Origin of the sequence: Streptomyces sp. Root1304 (assembly GCF_001426405.1) — a bacterium.
GTDB lineage: Bacteria > Actinomycetota > Actinomycetes > Streptomycetales > Streptomycetaceae > Streptomyces.
In genome coordinates, this window is record NZ_LMEP01000001.1 from 280,629 (window position 1) to 302,114 (window position 21,486).

15 protein-coding genes are annotated in these 21,486 nt (G+C 73.4%); 8 read left to right on the forward strand and 7 right to left on the reverse strand.

Going from position 1 to position 21,486, the window contains the following annotated elements:
- Window positions 1-22 precede the first annotated feature (22 nt).
- Both hutH and ASD33_RS35970 read right to left on the reverse strand, forming a co-directional pair.
- Window positions 23-1,564: a histidine ammonia-lyase gene (hutH, locus tag ASD33_RS01240; RefSeq protein ID WP_056551824.1), complete on the reverse strand. Its 1,542-nt coding sequence runs from the start codon at window positions 1,562-1,564 to the stop codon at window positions 23-25.
- A gap of 264 nt (window positions 1,565-1,828) precedes the next feature.
- On the reverse strand, window positions 1,829-2,533 hold the full coding sequence (locus ASD33_RS35970; protein WP_063991887.1) for a hypothetical protein: 705 nt from the start codon (window positions 2,531-2,533) through the stop codon (window positions 1,829-1,831).
- A 190-nt stretch (window positions 2,534-2,723) separates the two neighbouring features.
- Here ASD33_RS35970 and ASD33_RS01250 point away from each other — a divergent pair, with 190 nt between their 5' ends.
- Window positions 2,724-4,409, forward strand: a complete 1,686-nt coding sequence (locus ASD33_RS01250) for a phospholipase A2 (protein ID WP_242426801.1) — start codon at window positions 2,724-2,726, stop codon at window positions 4,407-4,409.
- 294 nt (window positions 4,410-4,703) lie between these two features.
- Window positions 4,704-7,478: a S8 family serine peptidase gene (locus ASD33_RS01255; protein ID WP_056551830.1), complete on the forward strand. Its 2,775-nt coding sequence runs from the start codon at window positions 4,704-4,706 to the stop codon at window positions 7,476-7,478.
- Window positions 7,479-7,592: 114 nt separating this feature from the next.
- On the opposite strand, the gene ASD33_RS01260 is transcribed toward ASD33_RS01255, so the two are convergent.
- From ASD33_RS01260 to ASD33_RS01275, 4 genes are all read right to left on the reverse strand, one after another.
- Complete coding sequence (locus tag ASD33_RS01260; RefSeq protein WP_056551835.1) at window positions 7,593-8,726, reverse strand: GGDEF domain-containing protein; 1,134 nt, start codon at window positions 8,724-8,726, stop codon at window positions 7,593-7,595.
- An 80-nt stretch (window positions 8,727-8,806) separates the two neighbouring features.
- On the reverse strand, window positions 8,807-9,595 hold the full coding sequence (locus ASD33_RS01265; protein ID WP_056551837.1) for an enoyl-CoA hydratase-related protein: 789 nt from the start codon (window positions 9,593-9,595) through the stop codon (window positions 8,807-8,809).
- A gap of 60 nt (window positions 9,596-9,655) precedes the next feature.
- Window positions 9,656-10,795: an adenylate/guanylate cyclase domain-containing protein gene (locus tag ASD33_RS01270; protein WP_056551840.1), complete on the reverse strand. Its 1,140-nt coding sequence runs from the start codon at window positions 10,793-10,795 to the stop codon at window positions 9,656-9,658.
- A gap of 130 nt (window positions 10,796-10,925) precedes the next feature.
- Window positions 10,926-11,780: a biotin--[acetyl-CoA-carboxylase] ligase gene (locus tag ASD33_RS01275; protein ID WP_056551843.1), complete on the reverse strand. Its 855-nt coding sequence runs from the start codon at window positions 11,778-11,780 to the stop codon at window positions 10,926-10,928.
- Between the two features lie 134 nt (window positions 11,781-11,914).
- Between ASD33_RS01275 and ASD33_RS01280 the strand changes: the two genes are divergently transcribed.
- From ASD33_RS01280 to ASD33_RS01290, 4 genes are all read left to right on the forward strand, one after another.
- The gene (locus ASD33_RS01280) at window positions 11,915-13,507 is read left to right on the forward strand and encodes an acyl-CoA carboxylase subunit beta (protein WP_056551846.1); all 1,593 of its coding nucleotides are present in this window, start codon (window positions 11,915-11,917) and stop codon (window positions 13,505-13,507) included.
- Between the two features lie 26 nt (window positions 13,508-13,533).
- On the forward strand, window positions 13,534-13,746 hold the full coding sequence (locus tag ASD33_RS33750; RefSeq protein WP_079044482.1) for an acyl-CoA carboxylase subunit epsilon: 213 nt from the start codon (window positions 13,534-13,536) through the stop codon (window positions 13,744-13,746).
- A gap of 224 nt (window positions 13,747-13,970) precedes the next feature.
- Window positions 13,971-14,495, forward strand: coding sequence for a hypothetical protein (locus tag ASD33_RS35330; protein WP_056551849.1), 525 nt, complete (start codon window positions 13,971-13,973; stop codon window positions 14,493-14,495).
- A 3-nt stretch (window positions 14,496-14,498) separates the two neighbouring features.
- Window positions 14,499-19,151 (forward strand): caspase family protein, encoded by a 4,653-nt coding sequence (locus tag ASD33_RS01290; RefSeq protein WP_056551853.1) that lies wholly within the window; start codon window positions 14,499-14,501, stop codon window positions 19,149-19,151.
- A 23-nt stretch (window positions 19,152-19,174) separates the two neighbouring features.
- Here the strand turns inward: ASD33_RS01290 and ASD33_RS01295 are convergent, their stop codons facing one another.
- Window positions 19,175-20,551, reverse strand: a complete 1,377-nt coding sequence (locus ASD33_RS01295; RefSeq protein ID WP_056551856.1) for an MFS transporter — start codon at window positions 20,549-20,551, stop codon at window positions 19,175-19,177.
- A 70-nt stretch (window positions 20,552-20,621) separates the two neighbouring features.
- Here ASD33_RS01295 and ASD33_RS01300 point away from each other — a divergent pair, with 70 nt between their 5' ends.
- Window positions 20,622-21,257, forward strand: coding sequence for a TetR/AcrR family transcriptional regulator (locus tag ASD33_RS01300; protein WP_056551859.1), 636 nt, complete (start codon window positions 20,622-20,624; stop codon window positions 21,255-21,257).
- A 71-nt stretch (window positions 21,258-21,328) separates the two neighbouring features.
- Window positions 21,329-21,457, forward strand: a complete 129-nt coding sequence (locus ASD33_RS36695; RefSeq protein ID WP_277922076.1) for a hypothetical protein — start codon at window positions 21,329-21,331, stop codon at window positions 21,455-21,457.
- Window positions 21,458-21,486: the final 29 nt, after the last annotated feature.

The window sequence follows — 21,486 nt, forward strand, 5'->3', positions numbered from 1 at the left end:
TGCCGTGCCGTGCCTGCCGTGCCTACTGCAGCGGTCCGGTCACCGGCTCCACCGCGGCGACCAGCCTGCCTTCCCGTACGAAGGTGTCGGCGGCGGCCAGGTCGGGGGCGAGGAAGCGGTCCGGGCCGGGACCCTCGACGCCGGCGGCGCGCAGGGCGGCGATGGCGGCCTGCGAGGCGGGCGCCGGGGTGAGGCCCTCGCGGAGCTCGACGCCCCGGGTGGCCGCGTACAGCTCGACCGCGATGATCCGGTTGAGGTTGCCGATCGCGGTGCGCAGCTTGCGGGCGGCGGACCAGCCCATGGAGACGTGGTCCTCCTGCATCGCGGAGGACGGGATGGAGTCGGCGGAGGCCGGGACGGCGAGCCGCTTCATCTCGCTGACCAGGGCGGCCTGCGTGTACTGGGCGATCATCAGGCCCGAGTCGACGCCGGCGTCGTCCGCGAGGAAGGGCGGCAGGCCGTGCGAGCGGTTCTTGTCGAGGAGCCGGTCGGTGCGGCGCTCGGCGATGGAGCCGAGGTCGGCGGCGGCGATGGCGAGGAAGTCGAGGACGTACGCGACGGGGGCGCCGTGGAAGTTGCCGTTGGAGCGGACCTGGCCGTCGGCGAGGACGACCGGGTTGTCGACGGCGGCGGCGAGCTCGCGCTCGGCGACGAGCCGGGCGTGGGCCATGGTGTCGCGGCCGGCGCCGGCGACCTGCGGGGCGCAGCGCACCGAGTAGGCGTCCTGGACGCGGGGGGCCTCGCCGGCCTGGGCGTGGCCGGTGAGGCCGGAGCCCTTGAGCACCGCGAGCATGTTGGCGGCGGAGGCGGCCTGGCCGGGGTGCGGGCGGATGGCGTGCAGCTCGGGTTCGAGGACCTTCTCGGTGCCGAGGAGGGCTTCGAGGGAGAGCGCGGCGGTGATGTCGGCCGACTTGTAGAGGGTGTCGAGGTCGGCCAGGGCCATGATCAGCATGCCGAGCATGCCGTCGGTGCCGTTGAGGAGGGCGAGGCCCTCCTTCTCCTTGAGCTCGACGGGGGCGATGCCGTGGGCGGCGAGCAGCTCGCCGGCCGGCTTCAGCACGCCGTCGGGGCCCTCGGCGTCGCCCTCGCCCATCAGCGCGAGGGCGCAGTGGGAGAGCGGGGCGAGGTCGCCGGAGCAGCCGAGGGAGCCGTACTCGTGCACGACCGGGGTGATGCCCGCGTTGAGGACGTCGGCCATGGTCTGCGCGACCTCGGGGCGGACGCCGGTGTGGCCGGAGGCGACGGTCTTGAGCCGCAGGAACATCAGGGCGCGGACGACCTCGCGCTCGACGCGCGGGCCCATGCCGGCGGCGTGCGAGCGGACGATGTTGCGCTGGAGCTGGGCGCGCAGCTCGTGGCTGATGTGACGGGTGGCGAGCGCGCCGAAGCCGGTGGAGACCCCATAGACGGGCTCGGGCTTGGCGGCGAGCGCGTCGATCACGTCCCGGGCGGCGGCCAGCGCCTGCACGGCCTCGTTCGACAGCTCGACGCGGGCGCCGTGGCGGGCGACGTCGATGACGTCCTGCGGGGTCGTGCCGGACGTGCCGAGGACGACTGTCTGCATATCCATATTCAGCAGCCTACGGACTGAAGACCGCCATGTCACTAGGGGAGCGCCGAGGGGCATGTCACCACCCCTCGACGCTACGACCCCTTACCGATCCGTCACCCGCGCACCTCGGCGGCGGGGAGCCCCGGAGGGCCCGGCGGGAGTCCGGGGTGAACTCCGCGCGGGAATCGGTGAAACAGCACGAAAAAACCGCCGGTCGAAATACGGCAGCGGAATGCACGCGAAATGCGCGCACCCCGTCCCGCATCGGCACAATACCTAATTTCCGACATTCGCGGCCGAGAACTCACCACCCAGGGGCGCCACACAGGTATCGACGACGGTGTTCTCGCCGGCGGCCGACCCCTTGACGCAGAGCCGACCCCCCTTCTCCCTCAGATCGATGAGGAAAGCCGTGGTCGGACCGGAGCGCGCGAGGTCGTGGATGCGCTCGTCGATGTAGCCGAGACGGTTCAGGATCTTCCTGACCTCGGCCGGAGCGGGATCCTTCAGTTTCAGGAGCGCCTGGGTGATGCGCTCCTCGTGCAGACCGCTCGCGCACCAGTCGCGCGCGCTCAGCTCGACTTCCGGACCGGACGTCGGGACGCCCGGCTCGATCGGACCGGTCGGCGGCATCTCTCCCGGGCGGACGGTCGGCTCCTCCCCGCCTCCCGCCGGGGCCGTGGGCCGGTCGGCCGGCGCGTGGCCGGCGGGGCAGGACCGCGCGACCCGGGCCAGCATCGCGGCGAAGGCGGCGCCGTGCGAGCCGTCCTTCGGGCCGTCCGTCGCGGCCTGCGAGGGAGTGCTCGCACCGCCGGCCACGGAGGCGGAAGTCGCTGGTCCGGCCGCCTTTCCGCCACCCTCCGTCGCCTCGGCGCCGCAGGCGGTGAGCGCCAGGGCGCCGAGGACCGCCGCCGCGAGGGCGCGTCGCGGACGGCCCGGGGAGCGTACGGACGTGCCTTCCGAGGCATGGGTTCGCGTCATGCGCACAGTCTCGGGGCACGTCGCCCCCTCCGCATGAGTACCCCTACTCATACCTTTATCGGCCACCTGACCGAAAATGAATGTAAATCACTTCAGCAAATAACTGCGAATCCTTTTCATTTCCTCCACCCCCTTGTGAACGCCTCATCGGGCGCCCTAATGTCCGCAGCGATCGACAGACGATCAGCTCGTGAATGAGGGGGAATTCGTGCGCAGAACCGCTCTACCCGTCATCGCCGCGCTCTCCATGGCACTGCTGCTCCCGCAGAACGCCATCGGAGCCGCGACCGCCGGACCGCAGCCGTCCGGAACGGGCACGGCCGGAACCACGGGGCTCGTGGACCCGCCGGCCGCCACCGGCGAGTTCCAGGAAGTCGGCCCGGGCATGTACTCGTCCGGCAGCCAGACCTTCGAGATCGCGGAGAACGACGTCGCCGTCGGCTCCGTCGGCCGCAGGCACACCGTCGCCGCCCAGGCGGGCGGCGTCGCCAAGCCCGAGTCCGCACCCGCGGGCCGCACCGACATGGGCGTCTTCGGGCCCGGCTGGGAAGCCGAGTTCCTCGGCGGCGAGCTCAACCAGAAGCTGGAGCAGCAGGGCGACGCCATCGTCGTCACCGACCTCAACGTGGGCGAGTCGGTGCGCTACCTGCTCAAGAGCAGCCTCGACTACCCCGACGGCGGCGGGGTGAAGAAGTACGAGACCGCCGAGGGCGACAAGATCACCGACACCGCGCGGTGGGACGCCGCCACCGGCACCCTGGTCTCCACCGTCGTCGAGACCCTGAACGTGGACCTCTCGGTCGCGGACGAGGGGCAGTCGGGCACCGGCGAGGTCGGCGACGACCCCGTGCCGGCCGCGAACCTCAAGCCCACCCGCACCTGGAAGCAGGTCGCCCCCGGCACCAACGCCTGGCGGGTCACCAGCTCGGGCAACGCGGCCTACGGCGTCTCCACCGTCGGCTACGACTCCAAGGGCCGCGTCTCCACCATCACGGAGCCGGCCGTCGGAGAGGCCCTGAAGGAGACCGTCGCGATCAGCTACGCGAGCGCCACCACGGCCTCCGGAGCGACGCTCGGCGACTACTCGGGCCGCGCCAAGGAAGTGAAGGTCACCACCGGGACCACCACGCAGACCCTCGCCCGCTACGCGTACGACGCCTCGGGCCTGCTGCGCACGGTGACCAACCCGGTCGAGAGCGCCGAGGCGGTGTCGTCGTACGTCTACGACACCACCGGACGCGTCTCCGACATCGTCTCGCCGGCCAACGGCGACTGGGACCTGGCCTACCCGGCCACGTCGGCCTCCCCCGACGTGCTGCCGACCGGCCCCGCCCGTCCGGCCTCGGACGCCCCGATCGAGGGTGCGACCGGGATCGCCGACGAGACCGCCGTCGCTCCCCCGGCCACGGACATCGGCCCGGGTGAGATCTCCGACCCGGAGGCCTACCCGCGCAAGTGCAGCTGGGCCCGCCACTGGCTGTACTACTGGAAGACCGGCTGCGCCGCCTGGGCCGCGCACTACGGCTGGCACAAGCCGTACTTCAAGTACACCAAGACCGGCTACCGCGTCGTGGGCATCAACTACGACGGCTGCAGCACCCCCGGCCCGAACGTCAGCAAGCCGGGCGGCTGGAACTTCCGTCCCGCGTGCGACATGCACGACTACGGCTACGGCCTGATCGGCAACACGTACAAGGGCTACGCGTACTACCTCGACCGCAGGAAGAAGACGGCGGTGGACGACGTCTTCTACACCACGCTGCGCGACAAGGTCTGCTCGGGCTACTTCTGGAAGCGGGCCTGCCGCGCCACCGCGTGGACCTACCGCCAGGGTGTCCGCGCGGGCAACCCGAAGAACGGTGCCAACAAGACCTGATCCACGGCTCCACCTCCTGACGGAGCCTGCCCCGGGACGTCGAGGGCCGGGGGGCGAACCCCTCGCCACCCGGCCCTCGCCATCCGGCCCGCGCCGACCGGCCCTCGCCATCAGGCCCGTGCCACCCGGCGTGAGCCGACCGGCCGCGTCCACCGGGACCGCTCTCCTCCGTACGCCGTACCCCGGTGCTCCGTCACCGCTTCCCGCACATGCGTGCTGCCACCGTCTCCACGGGCTGAGCCGTGCCCTCGTTCCCACGGGCCGGGCGACGTCCTCTTTCTCTCCGAGGCAACTGTGAAGAAGAAGATCTGGGCCACGGTCATCACCGCGATGACGACCGTGTCGCTCGGCGCGATACCGGCCCAGGCCGCCGCGCCGCAGAGTGTCCCCACGGCGGCCGAGGCGGCCGACGGTGTCGTCGACCCGCCGCTCTACGACGCCACCGCCACCGGCGGCACCGTCCGCGTCAACGTCGTCACCGAGAACCGCACGGACATCCCCGACGCCGCGACCGCGGGCGAGACCAAGCTGACCTTCGGGATCCTGCCGGTGGTCACCCTCAACGTCGACCAGGCGGGACTGGAGAAGCTGGCCGCCAAGCCCGGCGTCGTCAGCGTCACCGAGGACGTCCCGGTGCCGCCGTCGCTGGACGTGAGCATCCCGCTCATCGGCGGCGACAAGGCCTTCGCCGCCGGCAAGACCGGCGCGGGCAGCTCGATCGCCGTCCTCGACACCGGCGTCGCCACCCAGCACCCCTTCCTGAAGGGCCGCGTCAAGACCGAGGCCTGCTTCTCCCCGGCCGACGCGGACCTCGGCGCCACCAGCCTCTGCCCCAACGGCACCGAGCAGCAGGAGGGCATCGGCACCGCCGACGCCGGCACCGGCGCCTGCGCGACCCTCACCGGCTGCGACCACGGAACCCACGTGGCCGGCATCGCCGCGGGCAACGGCGCCGGGATCACCGGAGCCCCGGCCCGCGGAGTGGCCCCCGGTGCCGACCTCATCGCCATCCAGGTCTTCAGCAGGTTCGACTCCGAGGACTACTGCGGCAGCACCGAACCCTGCGTCCTCAGCTTCACCAGCGCCCAGCTCGCGGGCCTGGACAAGGTGCTGCAGCTGCGTCAGTCCGGTACGCCGGTGATCGCGGCCAACCTCAGCCTCGGCGGCGGCCGTTACGCCTCCGACTGCGCCACCGACCCCCGCAAGATGGCCATCGACAAGCTGCTCACCGCCGGTGTCGCCACCGTGGTCGCGGCCGGCAACAACGGCTACACCGACGCGGTCAGCGCCCCCGGCTGCGTCTCCTCCGCCGTCACCGTCGGCTCCACCACCGCCGACGACGAGGTGTCCGCCTTCTCCAACCGGGGCCCGCTGCTCGACCTGTTCGCGCCCGGCACCAGCATCGTCTCCTCCGTTCCCGGCGGTACGTACGCCCCCAAGAACGGCACCTCCATGGCCGCCCCGCACGTGGCCGGCGCCTTCGCGGTGCTGCGGCAGGCGTACCCCGACAAGAGCGTCTCGGACCTCCTGGCGCTCCTGAAGTCCAGTGGCAGGCCCATCGCCTACACCGGCGCCACCACCCCGCGCATCGACCTCGGCCAGGCCATCGCCCCGAAGCGGACCGGCATCGTCGACTTCAACGGCGACGGCGTCGAGGACGTCGCCATCGCCGACCCGGCGGCCACCGTCGGCGGCCACACCACCGCCGGTGCGGTCTGGGTCACCTACGGCGGCGGCAAGGGCACGGCCGGCATCAACCAGGACCTCGACTGGGTGCCGGGCGGCGCCGAGCAGAGCGACTGGTTCGGTGAGGAACTCGCCACCGTCGACTACGACAAGGACGGCTACACCGACCTCGTCGTGGGCACCCCCGCGGAGGACGTCGGCACCGCCGTCGACGCCGGCTTCGTCGACGTGCTCCACGGCGCGCCCGGCGGTCTCGGCACCGGCACCAAGAAGGCCACGCACTACGAGCAGGGCCAGGGCAACGGCGCCATCGCCGCCTCGGCCGCCGAGGCGGGCGACCGCATGGGCGACTCCCTCGCGGCCGGCACCACCAAGGCGGGCGAGCCGTACCTGCTGATCGGCATCCCCGGCGAGGCCCTCGGCACCGTCACCAAGGCCGGCAGCGCCTTCTACGTGCACGGCTCCACCAACGTCGCCATCCACCAGGACAAGGCGGGCGTCCCCGGGACCGCGGAGAAGGACGACAAGTTCGGCTTCAGCGTGGCCGGCGACTCCAACTTCCTCGCCATCGGCTCCCCCGGCGAGGCCATCGGCTCCCTGGCGAAGTCCGGCGGAGTCGCCCTCTTCAACCCCAACAAGCTGGACTCCGAGGGCAAGCCCACCCCGCTCGCGGGCCTCGACCAGGACAACGACGCGATCTCCGGCGGCTCCGAGGCCGGTGACGAGTTCGGCTACGCGCTGGCCATCGCCCCGTACCGCGCGTCGGGCACCGCCACCGCCGCCGAGTCGATCCTCGCGATCGGTTCGCCCGGCGAGAGCGTCGTCGTGGGCACCGAGGACCGGGCCAACGCGGGCCGGGTCGTCCAGATCCGCATCAAGCCCGACGGCACCTGGAGCTACCTCCGCGAGCTCAAGCAGGGCACCTCGGACGACACGGTCTCCGGCACCTCCGAGACCGGGGACCGCATGGGCGAGACCCTGGCCGCGGTCAACACCGCCCCCGACTCCGTGAGCACCTCCGCGTCCATGCGGCTCGCCGTCGGTACGCCCGGCGAGGCCGTCGGCACGGTCGCCCAGGCCGGCGCGGTCCACATGTTCTCGCTGGCCGGTGCGGCCGGGACCAACGACCGCTGGATCGAGGCGGGCGACGGCGACGGCATCCCCGGCACCCCGGGCACCAAGCAGTACCTCGGCAAGTTCCTCTCGTTCACCGGCACGCGGCTGTACGTGGGCATGCCCTACATCGCGAACGGGGGCGCGATGTACGCCCTGCCGATGTCCAACGTGACCGTCGGCGGTGCGGTCGGCCCGACGACCACGTACAAGCCGGGTTCGGGCGGCGTGCCCTCGGGCGGCGTCCGCTTCGGATACGCCTCGCGCTAGGCGTACGACAGGAGGAACCGACCTCCTGAACCCGGGAGCCCCCCGAAGACCCGTCCGGTCTTCGGGGGGCTCCCGCCGTTTCGGGAGCCGTGCCCGCGCCCCTGCCCGTGCCCGTCAGGGCTCCGGCGGCGGTTCCACCGGCGGCGCGTCCCTGAAGCGGCGGCGGTCGCGGGCTCCCGGCGGGGCGTCGGCCAGCCGGACGACCGTGCCGTCGCGGCCCGCCACGACCGGTTTCGCCGAGCGGGCGGCCTTGGCCTGGTACTGGGCCGCGTCGGCGAGGCGGAAGAGCCGGCGGGCCGACCTCAGGGGGCCGATGGGGTCGCCGGTGGACGCGACCCCGCAGGCCACGCCCTCGCCGAGTTCCAGTTCCGCCGCCCGGACGCAGAGCTCCTCCGCGACCGCGACGACCTCGTCCGCCGTCGGGCCGACGGTCAGCAGACAGAACTCGTCGCCGCCGAGGCGGGCCGCCAGGGCGCCGGGGAGCCTGGCGCCGCAGCGGGAGAGGACCGAGCCGAAGCGTTCGAGGAGCCGGTCGCCGACGGCGTGGCCGTGGGTGTCGTTGACCCGCTTCAGGCCGTTGAGGTCGCAGACCACCAGGCTGACGACGGAGCCGTCCGCCCGGTAGCGCTCGATGGCCTCGTCGAGGCGGGTGTCGACGGCCCGCCGGTTGGCCAGCCCGGTGAGCGGGTCGGTGAAGGCGAGCTTGCGGACCTCCTCCAGGCGTTCGGCCTGGGCGATGCCCGCCGCGACGACCGCGGCGAGGACGGTCGCGAAGTCGGCGTCCGCACGGCTGAAAGGTTTCTGCTCCGGTGGGCGGGCCACGTACAGCTCGCCCCACGCGCGCCCGTGCAGCACGATCGGCGCCACCACGCAGCAGCCGCGTCCCCGGCGCCGCAGACCGGTCACCCGGCCGGTCGGCACCGGGTCGGTGACGGTCTCCACCCAGGCGTCGGGCTCGCCGCCGCCCGCCCACTGCTCGTGCAGGAACTCGGTGATCTCGGGGAACTGGTGCACCGGATACGTCTCCGAGTCCGGGAACTCCTCCTCCCCGGCGGCCCGCTCCCCGGCGTTCACCAGGACCTTGAGGCGCCCGTGGTCCCGCTCCCAGACCGACAGGGCGGCGAAACTTCCGTCGAGCCCCTCGCAGGACCCGAGCGCCGCCGCCCGCCAGAACTCGCGCGGAGTGTGCGCCGCCGCCATCCCCTGCGCCAGCGCCACTACGGCCCGCAGCCGCACATCCTCACCCATTCCTCCAGCTTAGGGAGGTTTGATCCGTTTTCCCTTCCCGGACGTCACCGTAAGTGACATTTAGTGCAAAACGGTAAAAGTCACTCGCCCGGCCAGTTCGGCTTCCGCTTCTCGTTGAACGCGGCCACACCCTCCGCGCGGTCCCCCGAGAAGGCCACCGAACGCCAGGCGGCGTCCTCGACCTCCAGGCCCGCCCGCAGGTCCAGGCCCTGACCGAGCCGCATCGCCTTCTTCGCCGCGCGCAGCCCGACCGGCGAGTTGGCCGCGATCCGGCCGGCCAGCTCCAGGGCGGCCGTCCGCGCGTCCTCCTCCAGCAGGTCGACGAGGCCCAGCTCGCGGGCCTCCGCCGCCTCCACCCGGCGGGCCGTGAAGACCAGCTCGGCAGCGCGCGCGGCACCCACCCGGCGCGGCAGCAGCTGCGTACCGCCGCCGCCGGGGATGACGCCGACGGAGACCTCGGGGAGGCCGACCACAGCGGTGGCGTCGGCGACGATCACGTCGCAGGCGAGCGCCAGCTCGAAGCCGCCGCCGAGGGCGAAGCCGTGCACGGCGGCGACGGTCGGCATCGGCAGTTCCAGGACGCCGGTGTAGGCGGCGCGGGCGGTCGGCCGCTGGCGGACCAGCTCGGCGTCGGTGAAGGAGTTGCGCTCCTTGAGGTCGGCGCCGACGCAGAAGGCCCGGTCGTTCGAGGAGGTGAGCACGGTGACGCGGACGGAGGGGTCGGCGGCGAGCGCGTCGCAGGCGGCGCCGAGGGAGCGGGCCATCTCCGAGGAGACCGCGTTCATCGCCTTGGGGCGGTCCAGGACCAGCTCGGCAACGTGCCCCTCCCGCCGGACCACCACGAACTCACCAAAACGCTGCTCGGACATGCCGCACACCCTCCCGATCAAGGTCTGTTAACGGCTGTTAACAGACGTTCACCGGAGATCCTAGGTGGGGCGGCGGGTCAGGAGCCAGGGTTCGATGACGCCGAGGCCGCGGACCGGGCGCTGCCACATCGGCTGGAGCGCGAAGCGGTACGTGGCGGACGTGCGGCCCTCCTTCTCGGCGCGGGCCGCCTCCTCGGCGGCCTCGGTCTCCGAGACGGGCGCCTCACCGGTCCTGGACAGCTCCTCCGCGAGCGCGCCGTCGACGAGGACGGCGTCCTTCGGCGCTATCGAGGTGAGGCGGCTGGCGAGGTTCACGGTGGTGCCGAAGACGTCGCCCATCCGGGTCGTCACGGTGCCGAAGGCGATGCCGACGCGCAGGGCGGGCATCGTCTCGTCGTGGCCGAGGGTCTCGATCAGGCGCAGGGCGATCTCGGCGGCCGTACCGGCGTCGTCGGCGGCGTACAGGACCTCGTCGCCGAGGGTCTTGATGAGCCGGCCGCCGTGCGCGGCGACGAGGTCGGCGCAGGTGGTCTCGAAGGCCTCGACGAGTTCGCCGAGCTCCTCCTCCTCCAGGCGGCGGGTGAGCCGGGTGAAGCCGACGAGGTCCGCGAAGCCGACCGCGAGCCGCCGGTCGACCATCTCCTCGTCGTCGGCGGCCTGCACGACGCGGCCGGTGGCGGCGGCGAGCTGGCGGCGCCAGACGTAGATCAGGAACTCCTCCAGCTCGGGCAGGAGCAGCTCGACCAGGGGGTACGTGACCTCGGTGCGGGTCATCCCGGGCTCGGGCGGCTCGGTCAGGCCCTCCAGGAAGGAGTCGATCTGCCATTCCGCCAGCCGGGCGGTGGTCTGTCCGGTGGAGCGGGCCACCTGCACGGCCATCGGCTCGCTGAGCAGCCCGGCCTCGACGAGACCGGCGAGCCGCCGCAGGGCGAGGACGTCGGCCTCGGTGAGCGCCTTGGCCTGCCCGATGTCGGCGAAGCCCATGGCGCGCCAGAAGCGGGAGGCCAGCTCCATGGAGACACCGGCGGTGCGGGCGGCCTGGAACGGCGTGTAGCGGCGGTCCGCGCCGAGGATGAGCTGTTCGAGGCGGATGGCGAGCGGGTCGTCGCTCGGTTCGGCCGTGTGGTCGACCTCGTGGTGAGGCGTCGGGTACGTGGGTGGCTCTGTCCCGCCGCCCGCGTTCTCGTCGTCGACGGTCACCGGCCGCCTCCTGCCCGTTCCCTGCCCACTGCCCTGCCGATCTGTCGCCTGGATCGCGCTCCACGATACGGCAGGTGTGGAATGGCTCACGCGCGAAACGGCTGCCGCCGGTGTTCCACCCGCGCCGCGGTCAGTCCGTCGGCGTCCGCAGGTGGACGATGTCGCCCGCTCCCACGGCTTCCGTGCCGCCGCCCTCGGTGTCGACCACGAGCCGTCCGTCGCCGTCCAGGGCGACCGCCTCGCCCTCCAGCATCCGCTCGCCGGGCAGCTCGGCCCTGATCCGGCGGCCGAGGGTCGCGCAGCCGGCCGCGTAGGCCGCCTGGAGCCGGGAGGCCTCGGGGTCGCCGTCGGCCCGCACCCAGTCCCCGTACCACTGGGCGAGGGAGCGCAGAACGGCCCGCAGGAGGGTGTCGCGGTCGGTGGAGACGGCTTCGGCGAGGAGGAGGGAGCCGGCCGTGGGAACGGGCAGCTCGTCGGCGCGGAGGGTGACGTTGATGCCGAGTCCGACGACGATGCCGTCGGCTCCGGCCCGCTCGGCGAGGATGCCGCCGGTCTTGCGTTCCTCACCCGCGACGGAAACCAGCAGGTCGTTGGGCCACTTGAGGGACATGTCGACCCCGGCGGCCTTCGCGAGGCCGGTCGCGGCGGCCACACCGGTCAGCAGCGGGAGCCAGCCCCAGCGGTGGACCGGCACCTCGGGCTTGAGCAGGACGGAGACGAAGAGCCCGGAGCGGGCGGGCGCCGTCCAGCTGCGGTCGAGGCGGCCCCGGCCGGAGGTCTGCTCCTCGGCGACGAGGACCGCGCCCTCGGGCAGCTCGTCGGCGCGGGCGGCGAGGTCGCTGTTGGTGGATCCGGTGCTGGTGACCACGTCGAGCGAGGTCCACAGGCCGTCGGGGAGAACGAGCGCGCGGCGCAGTGCGGGGGCGTTCAGCGGAGGCCGGTCGAGGTCGGACCAGGGTCCGCCGGAGCCTTGGGAGGACGTCATGCAAGCCAGACTAGGTGTGGCAAACACCGCAGTGCCGAACCGTATCGGCGTCGATACGCTACGGCTCAGTAGCTGAGCAGTAGCCCATTCGTAGTCAACGAACCCCCCGTGACCAGGCAGGGAGCCGCATCCCGATGTCCGAGCCGGCAGAGCAGTACGAGATCGACATTCACACGACCGCAGGCAAGATCGCGGACCTCAAGCGCCGTATCGACGAGGCCACCCACGCCGGCTCGGAGCGTGCGGTGGAGAAGCAGCACGCGAAGGGCAAGCTGACCGCCCGCGAGCGGATCGACCTGCTCCTCGACGAGGGCTCCTTCGTGGAGCTGGACGAGCTGGCCCGGCACCGGTCGACGAGCTTCGGCCTGGAGAAGAACCGGCCGTACGGAGACGGTGTCGTCACCGGCTACGGCACGGTCGACGGCCGCCCGGTGGCGGTCTTCTCGCAGGACTTCACGGTGTTCGGCGGCGCGCTGGGCGAGACGTACGGCCAGAAGATCATCAAGGTGATGGACTTCGCGCTGAAGACGGGCTGCCCGGTCGTCGGCATCAACGACTCCGGCGGCGCCCGCATCCAGGAGGGCGTGAGCGCCCTCGGCATGTACGGCGAGATCTTCCGCCGCAACACCCACGCCTCCGGGGTGATCCCGCAGATCTCCCTGATCGTCGGCCCCTGCGCGGGCGGTGCGGTGTACTCCCCCGCGATCACCGACTTCACGGTGATGGTGGACCAGACCTCGCACATGTTCATCACGGGTCCCGACGTCATCAAGACGGTGACCGGCGAGGACGTCGGTTTCGAGGAGCTGGGCGGCGCCCGGACGCACAACTCGACCTCGGGCGTGGCCCACCACATGGCGGGGGACGAGAAGGACGCGATCGACTACGTCAAGTCCCTGCTGTCCTACCTTCCGTCGAACAACCTCTCCGAGGCGCCGGCCTTCCCCGAGGTCGCGGAGACCGAGGCGACGGACGAGGACCGTGAGCTGGACACGCTGATCCCGGACTCGGCGAACCAGCCGTACGACATGCACACGGTGATCGAGCACGTCCTCGACGACGGCGAGTTCCTGGAGACGCAGGCGCTGTTCGCGCCGAACATCCTGACCGGCTTCGGCCGCGTCGAGGGCTTCCCGGTCGGTGTGGTCGCCAACCAGCCGATGCAGTTCGCGGGCTGCCTGGACATCAACGCCTCCGAGAAGGCGGCGCGGTTCGTCCGCACCTGCGACGCGTTCAACATCCCGGTCCTGACCTTCGTGGACGTCCCGGGCTTCCTGCCGGGCGTGGACCAGGAGTACGGCGGCATCATCCGGCGCGGCGCGAAGCTGATCTACGCGTACGCGGAGGCCACGGTCCCGCTGATCACGGTCATCACCCGGAAGGCCTTCGGCGGCGCGTACGACGTCATGGGCTCCAAGCACCTGGGCGCGGACCTGAACCTGGCGTGGCCGACCGCGCAGATCGCGGTGATGGGCGCGCAGGGCGCGGTGAACATCCTGCACCGTCGCACCATCGCCGCCGCCGAGGATCAGGACGCGGAGCGGGCGCGGCTGATGCGGGAGTACGAGGACGCGCTGCTCAACCCGTACACGGCGGCCGAGCGCGGCTACATCGACGGTGTGATCCTGCCGTCGGACACGCGCCCGCAGATCGTGAAGGGGCTGCGTCAGCTGCGCACGAAGCGGGAATCCCTCCCTCCGAAGAAGCACGGCAACATCCCGCTGTAGCCCGTACGAGCGTCGAAGGAGCCGTTGTGATCAGGGTCGTACGAGGAAACCCGACTCCGGAGGAGTTGGCCGCCGCACTGGCGGTGGTTCAGGCGCGGGCCGCCGCGACGGCGGCGGCGTCCGCCGAGAGCGGCGGCCCGGCGGTGCCGGAGGGGTGGTCGGACCCCTCCCGCATCGCACGAGCGGTACGCCACCGGCCGGGCCCACGGGCCTGGGCGCGGTCGTACTGGCCGGTGTAGCCGCCAGAACGCCGGGAGGCCGGACCCCGTGTGCGGGGGGTCCGGCCTCTCGCGCGTACGGGGCCGGGCCGCCGCGCGTACGCGGGGGGGGCGGTCGTACGCGGGGAGCCTCCGGCCGTACTCGGGGGAGCCTCCGACCTGTTCGATGCGGCCGAAAGAGGGCTGGATCCAAGGGAGTTGACCGCTCTAGGGTCTGTACGCCCAGCCAGCGGAGGACAGCTCACGTGCGGATCACCCTGGAAGTCACCGGCCCCGAGGACCCGGCCGCCACCGGCGCGGCCGTGGAGCTGCGGACGTGGCTGCGCGGCGATCCCGCACTGCGCGACCGGGTCGAGCGCCTCGCCCCCGCTCCGCCGGTGGCCGCGCCGCAGGAGCCCGAGGAGCCGATGGAGCCGATGGGCGGCTTCGGCGAGATCGTCTCCCTCCTGCTGCAGCCGGGCGGCCTGACCGTCACCCTGGCCGCCGCCGTGGTGGCCTGGCTGCAGACCCGCCGGGGCAGCCAGACCGTGACGATCACCAGGCCGGACGGCACCCAGGTCGTCGTCACCTCGGAGGGCGTACGCGGGCTCACCCCGGAGAGCAGCGGGGAGCTGGCGGAACGGGTCGCGCGGGCACTCCAGGGCGGGACGGAACCAGCGGCCGAGGGCCAGACCTCCGGCGAGCAGGCGTCCGGGGCGCCGTCCGGCGAGCAGGCGTCCGGGACCTCCGGTGAGCAGGCCTCCGGCGGCCGGGACCCGGGACGTTCCTGAGCCGTGGCGGAGGGCCGGAAGGACCTGACGGGACCCGACTGTCACGCCGTCGTGGTCGGAACCGGCCGACAGGGCCCCGGTACGGGCCCGCGCCTCGCGGATCTGCCCAGCGCGGCGCACTCCGCCCGGGAGCTCGCCCGGCTGCTGCGCGAGCGCTGCGGCATGGCGGGCCGTGTCACCGAGGTCATCGACCCGGAGGGTCCGACCCAGGTCCTCGCGGCCGTCCGGGAGGCCGTCGAGCGGTCGGACGGCGGCGCCGTCCTGTTCTTCTTCGTGGGCCACGGCCTGCTCGGCCCGGGGCAGCAGCTCTATCTGGCCACCACCGGCACCACCCGTCCCGACGACACCGTCCACGCGGTGCCGTACGCCGAGGTCCGCCATCTGCTCGGGGACGCGGGCGCCCGCACGGTCGTCGTCCTGGACTGCTGCTTCTCGGGCCGGGCCGAGGCCGCACGGGGCCGGGCCCGTGTCTCCCCGTACGCCTCCGCCCGCCCGGACGGCAGTTTCCTGCTGGCCTCGGCGACGCACTACGCCGCCTCGTTCGCGCCCGTCGGGGAGGAGTACACGCTCTTCGGCGGCGAGCTGATCCGGCTCCTCTCGGAGGGTGACCCCGGCGGCCCCCGCTGGTTCACGCTCCACGACCTCTACCGGCTCCTCGACCGGCGCTTCCAGGGCGGCCCGGCCCGGCCGCACGCCGAAGGAGTGGCCCGCGCGGGCGATCTCGTCCTCACCCGGAACGCCGGATACCCCGAACATCATGAACACCCCGACCATCCCGAGCGGTCGCCGCAGGACGGGACGGAGACCGGAACCGGGGGCGGGCCTTGTCCGTACCCCGGCATGCGGTCGTTCCTGCCCGAGCAGCGCCCTCTCTTCTTCGGCCGCGAGGAGTTGGTGCGGCGTCTGACGGACCGGGTGACCGGCGGGGCGGCGGAGCACCCGGGGCCCGTCGTCCTGGTGGGTGCTTCGGGCGCCGGGAAGTCCTCGCTGCTCAGGGCCGGTCTCGTGGCGGAGGTCGAGGCGGACGGCACGGGCACGGCGGTCCTGGTCGACGGGCCGGGCGCCAGGCCCTTCCGCACCCTGGTCGACACCTGGTCGCAGGCGGTGGGGAGACCGTTCGCCGAGGTCGAACGGGAGCTGGGCGCGGGCCGGTTCGGCCCCGGCGGCCCGGACGTCCTCGTCATCGACCAGCTGGAGGAGATCTTCACCGAGTGCGAGGACCCCGAGGAGCGGGAGCTGTTCGTCCGGGCCGTGACCGGCGCCGACCCGACGGCCGCGCCCCGGATCGTCCTCGGTCTGCGCGCCGACTTCTACGGCCGGTGCCTGCGGGACGCGCGGCTCGCCCGGATCGTACGGGCCGGGCAGTTCACCGTCCCCGCGATGTCCGAGGCCGAACTGCGCGCCGCCGTCGAACGCCCGGCCGCGCACGCCGGGCTGGGCCTGGAGCCCGGTCTCGCCGACCACATGCTGCGCGAACTGAGCCGGGAGGCCGCCGTCGACGGCGACTCCGCCGCGCTGCCCTTCCTCGCCCACGCCCTCCAGCAGACCTGGACGCGGCGCCGCGGCACCCTGCTGACCTACGCCGGTTACGAGGCCTCCGGCGGCATCCGGGGTTCCGTGGCCCGGGTCGCGGACGCCCTCCACGACGCGCTCGACGACACCGGCCGGGCGCGGCTGCGCGCGCTCCTGCTGCGCATGGTGACGGTGGTGGACGCGGAGGGGCACGCGGCCAGACGACGCGTTCCGGTGCCGGAGGCCGTACCGGAGCCGGAGGAGGGACAGGAGCCGGCCGCGGAGGACCCGGACCGGGAACTGCTGCTCCGGCTGGCCGCCGCCCGGCTGGTGGTCCTGGACCGGGGCGAGGCCCAGCTGTGCCACGACTCCCTGCTCCACGGCTGGCCCAGGCTCCGCGGCTGGGTCCGCGACGACCTGGTCCGGCTCCTCGTCCGGCGCCGGGTCGGGGACGCGGCCGACACCTGGCACGAGGCGGGGCGGCCGAACAGCGGCCTGTACGGCGGGGACCAGCTGGCCACGGCGCGCTCGGTCCTCGACGACACAGGCTCGGGCGGTGCGGAAGGGGATACGGGCCCCGGGGGTACGGGCTCAGCGATGCGGCCCGTGGAGCGGGACTTCCTCCGGGCGGGCGCCCGGGTCCAGCGGCGTACCCGCCGCGTACTCGTCACCGGCGGGTCGGTCCTGGTCGCCCTGACGGTGCTCGCCGGGTTCTTCGGCGTACGGGCGACGGGCGCCGAGCGGCTCGCGAGGGCCCGGGAGGCGGTGGCCGTCGCCGACCGGCTGGCCGCCGAGGCGGACGCCCTGCGCGACCACGACCCGGCGACGGCGCTGCGGCTGAGCCTGGCCGCGTACCGCGAGGCCCGGACGGACCGGACCCGTTCCGCCCTGAACGCCTCCGCCCTCACCCGGCCCCAGGTGGAGCTGCCGGCGGAGGTGCGCGGGCCCGCGCTCGGGCTCGCCTACAGCGCGGACGGCAAGGTCGTCGCGGTCAGCCAGAACCCGCCGGGCGCGAAGGGCCGGGTCTCTCTCTGGGACGTCTCCCTGCCCGACGCGCCGGTCGCGAGCGCCGTCCTGACGCCGGACGGCACCGCGCCGATCGCCTTCGGGCCGCGCTCCCGGCTGCTCGCCGTGCTCGGCAAGGAGCGGCTGACGCTGTGGGACGTGGCCGATCCGAAGCACCCGAAGGAGGCCGGCGCGCTGCCGGTGCCCCGGGCCCAGGCGCTGTCGCTCACGTTCAGCCCCGACGGGCGCACCCTCGCCGGGGGCACCGAGGACGGGCGGCTGCGGCTGTGGGACGTGTCCGTGCCGTCCCTGCCCCGGCAGCTCCTGGACCGGCGCTTCGCGGGGTCCGCCGTCACGACGGTGGCGTTCCACCCCGGGGGGCGTTTTCTGGCCACGGGCAACGGCATCGGCGAGGACGCGTCCGGGCGGCCGCGGGACGCGGAGGTGCGGCTCTGGGACGTCCGCGACCCGGCCCGCCCGAAGGACCGGCCGCCGGTCACCGCCGCGACGGTGATGGCGCTCGCCTTCCACCCGAAGCGGGAGCTGTTGGTGGCGACCGGCGCGGACGGCCGGATGGCCTGGTGGACGGTCGCCGACGGCCCGCGCCTGGTACCGGTCCCGCCGAAGGACGAGTTCGAGAACAGCTGGGGCCGGGGCGAGGGTCTGCCCGCGCTGAGCTTCAGCCCCGACGGCGAGACCCTCGCGGCGGCGGCGAACTCGGCCGTGAGCGGCGCGGCCAAGGTCCGGGCGGTCGGCGCGCTGAGCGGCGACGAACTCCTCTCCTCGGCCGCGGAGCTGGGGACCCTGCCGGGCGGGGAGCCGTCCCAGTCGGTCGCGTACCGCCCCGACGGCGCGTACCTCGCCGTGGGGGACCTCGGCGGCGGCGTACGGCTGTGGCCGAAGCGGGCACCCGCGCCCGCCCTCCGGGGCAGTGTGACGACCGATGTCGCGGGGGCCTCGCCGTACAGCCCCGACGGGAAACTGGTCCTCACCACCGAGGTCGGGCGGGGGACTCGGGACCGGGTGACCAGGGTGTGGGACCTGAGCACGGCGGACACGGCGAAGGCGCGGCCTCCCCGGCTGCGGTTCACCCTGCCCGCGGGGTGGGAGGCGCGGGCCTTCCTGCGCGGGCGGGACCGGCCGCTGCTGCTGTCCCACCGCTGGAACACGGCGACCGGGGAGCACACCTTCCGGGTCTGGGACATCGGCGGGGAGGGACCGCCGGTGGCGGGCGGGGAGATTCCGGTGCGGCGGGCCGACGACCCCCGGGTCGCCGTGTCCTCGGACGGCGCCCTGCTGGTGATCGGCACCGGGAGCGATTCCGTCGCGGAGATCTGGGACCTCCGGGACCCGCTGAAGCCGGTGCGGCGCCAGGAGATCGCGGTGGCGCCCTCGTACGAGCAGCGGAGCATGGTCTTCCTGGGCTCCCGGATCCTGGCGACCGTCGAGGACGACGGCGAGGGGCGTCTCGTCGATCTGCGGCTCTGGGACCTCGCCGACCCCTCGCGCCCCTACCGGATCCCGGAGCCGCTCCGGCGGGCCGCCGTAGGCTCGGCCCTCTATCTCCCCGGCGCCAGGACGCTGTTCACCGACGACACCGTCCAGAACGCCCGGCTCTGGGACCTGGCGGACCCCCGGCACCCGAAGCTCGCCCTGAAGCTCCCGGCGGCTCCGGGCGGGTACTGGCCGGCCGGCGGGGACCTCCTGGCGACCACGCTCCAGGACGGCACCGTACGGCTCTGGGACACGGGTGAGCTGCTGCGGAAGTCCGCTCCGGAGCCCCGGCACGTCATGCGCTTCGCCCGGGAGATCACCGAGATCGAGGTCACCCCGGACGGCAGCCGGGTCATCACCGGTGAGCCGTACCGGATCTGGGACGTGGGCCCCGACGGCCGCTGGCTCACTCCGGCGGTCGCCGACCTCCCGGAGGCCCGGACGATCACCCTGCTGCCGAGGGGGTCGCCGTACGTCCTGGCGGCGGCGCGGCCGACCGACACCCCCGCCGGGGACCTCACGTACCTCGTCGATCTCGATTCCGACCGGCTCTACGCCCTGCTGTGCGCGACCCATCCGCTGAGCGTCGATCCGGAGCGGTGGAAGAGCCTCTTCCCGCACCTGGAACCCCGCGCTTCCTGCTGACCGCGCGGGGCGTCGGGCGCCGGTCACGCGCGGCGCAGGAACACGGCCGAGGTGAGGGCCCCGGCCACCACGATCGCCGCGTTGACCAGTACCGCCAGGCCGATGCCGTCGAGGAGTACGGGGGTGGTGACGACCACCGCGCTCATGATCGGGGTGCCCATGGTGATGCCGATCTGCTGGGTCATGGTCGCGAGGCCCGTCGCCGTGCCCTGTTCGTGGTCGGGGATGCCCGAGGTGGCGGTGACCATGAAGCCGACGATGGCGAGCATGTTGCCGACGCCGCCCGCGAAGGTCGCGGCGAGCAGCAGCCAGAGGCTGCCCCGGTCGTCGCCGAGGCCGTAGAGGGCGAGGGTCGCGGCGGCCTGGAGGAGGCCGCCGGCGACGAGGGCCGTACGGGCTCCGAAGCGGGCGATGAAGCGGGAGGCGCCCACCCCGCCGAGGACCGTGCCCGCGCCGAGGACGCCGAAGGAGAGGCCGGCGGCGAGCGGGGAGAAGCCCAGCACGTCCTGGAGGTAGAGCGTCATCAGGAAGACCAGGGAGGTCTCGGTGACGAAGGCGACGAGCCCGGCGAGGTTGCCCCAGACGACGGTGCGGCGGGTGAGGATCCGTACCGGTACGAGGGGTGACGCGGCCCGCCGCTCCACCAGCACGAACGCGATGAGCAGCGCGGCGCCGACAGGCAGGGCCCACGGCTCGGCGGTCAGCCCGTAGACGAGGGCGAGGAGGCCGCCGGTGACGGTGATCGCGCCGGGCACGTCGAGGCGGGGGCGGACGGCGGGGCGGCTCTCCTTGAGGACGGCGGGGGCGACGAGGAGGACGGCGAGGGCCACCGGCACGTTGACGAGGAACGCCCAGCGCCAGGAGAGCAGGTCGGTGAGGACGCCGCCGAGGATCGCGCCGGTGGTGAAGCCGGCGGACATGAGGGCGCCGTTGAGGCCGAGCGCCCGTGCTCGCAGCGGGCCCTCCGGGAAGGACGAGGTGAGCAGGGAGAGCGCGGCGGGGGTGACGGCGGCGGTGGCGAGGCCCTGGGCGACGCGGGCGGCCATCAGGAGTTCCGGGCCGGTGGCGAGGCCGCCGGCGAGGGAGGCGATCCCGAGCAGCGCCATGCCGCCGAGGAAGACGCGGCGGCGTCCGACGAGGTCGGCGACGCGCCCGAAGAGGAGGGTGAAGCCCGCGGCGGCGAGGGCGAAGGCGGTGGCGATCCACTGGAGGCCGCCGAGGGTGAAGCCGAGTCCCTGGCCGATGACGGGCAGGGCGACGTTCAGGATCGAGAAGTCGACGGCCAGCATGAACTGGGCGACGAGGAGGACGACGAGGACCAGCCGCATACGGCCGGTCATCCGGGTGTCCGGGGCGCCGGTCGTGGCCGGTGCGGTGGTGGGGAGATCCAGGGCAACCATGCGCGTGACCCCTTAATGGGAGAATGGTTCCGTTAAGATGTCCCGTACCGTAGCAGAGTCGAAGGCGTTAATGGAACAGGAGACCCGTTTGACCGAGAGCCAGCCGGCCTCGCCCGGCACCGTGCGCCCCGGCGGCCGCACCGCGAAGGTCCGCAGAGCCGTCCTCGACGCGACCCTGGACGCCCTCGCCGACACCGGCTTCCACACCCTGAACATGGACGGGATCGCCGCGGCCGCCGGCGTCGGCAAGACCACCGTCTACCGCCGCTGGGGCTCCCCCGTAGGCCTCGTCACCGACCTCCTGCACGACATGGCCGAGCAGTCCCTGCCCGCCTCCGACACCGGCAGCCTCCCGGGTGACCTGCGGGCCAACGCCGAACTCGTCCGCGCCACCCTCACCGACCCCCGGATGGGAGCCGTCTTCCGCGCCGTCATCGCCGCGGCCGGCTGCGACGAGGAGTGCGCCCGCGCCCTCGGCGCCTTCTACCGGACCCGGCTCGGCGAGTGGGCGCCCGTCGTCACCAGGGGCGCCGCGCGCGGCGAGGTCCCGGCCGGGACCGACCCGGCCGAGCTGCTCCGCGCCGTCTCCGCGCCGCTCTACTACCGCTTCGCGGTCACCCGGGAGGAGCTGACCGGGGCCGTCGCGGAGCGGGCCGTCGCGGCGGCGCTCGCGGCCGCCCGGGACGGGGTGTTCCTCCCCGAATAGTCCTTCGGCACCGGGGCGCCTGAGTATCCGTACTCAGGCGTCCCGGCCGCCCCGGCCGCAGGATCGGAGGCATGTTGTGGTCCGACCCGAAGAATCAGCCGCCGAAGTTCATGCGCGACATGCAGGAGAGACTCCGCCGCGCGGGCGTCCTGCTGGCGCTCGCGATGGTGGTGGCGATGATCGTGGTCGGCGCCCGCTGAGCCGTCGGCGCGAACGGGCCCCCACGACT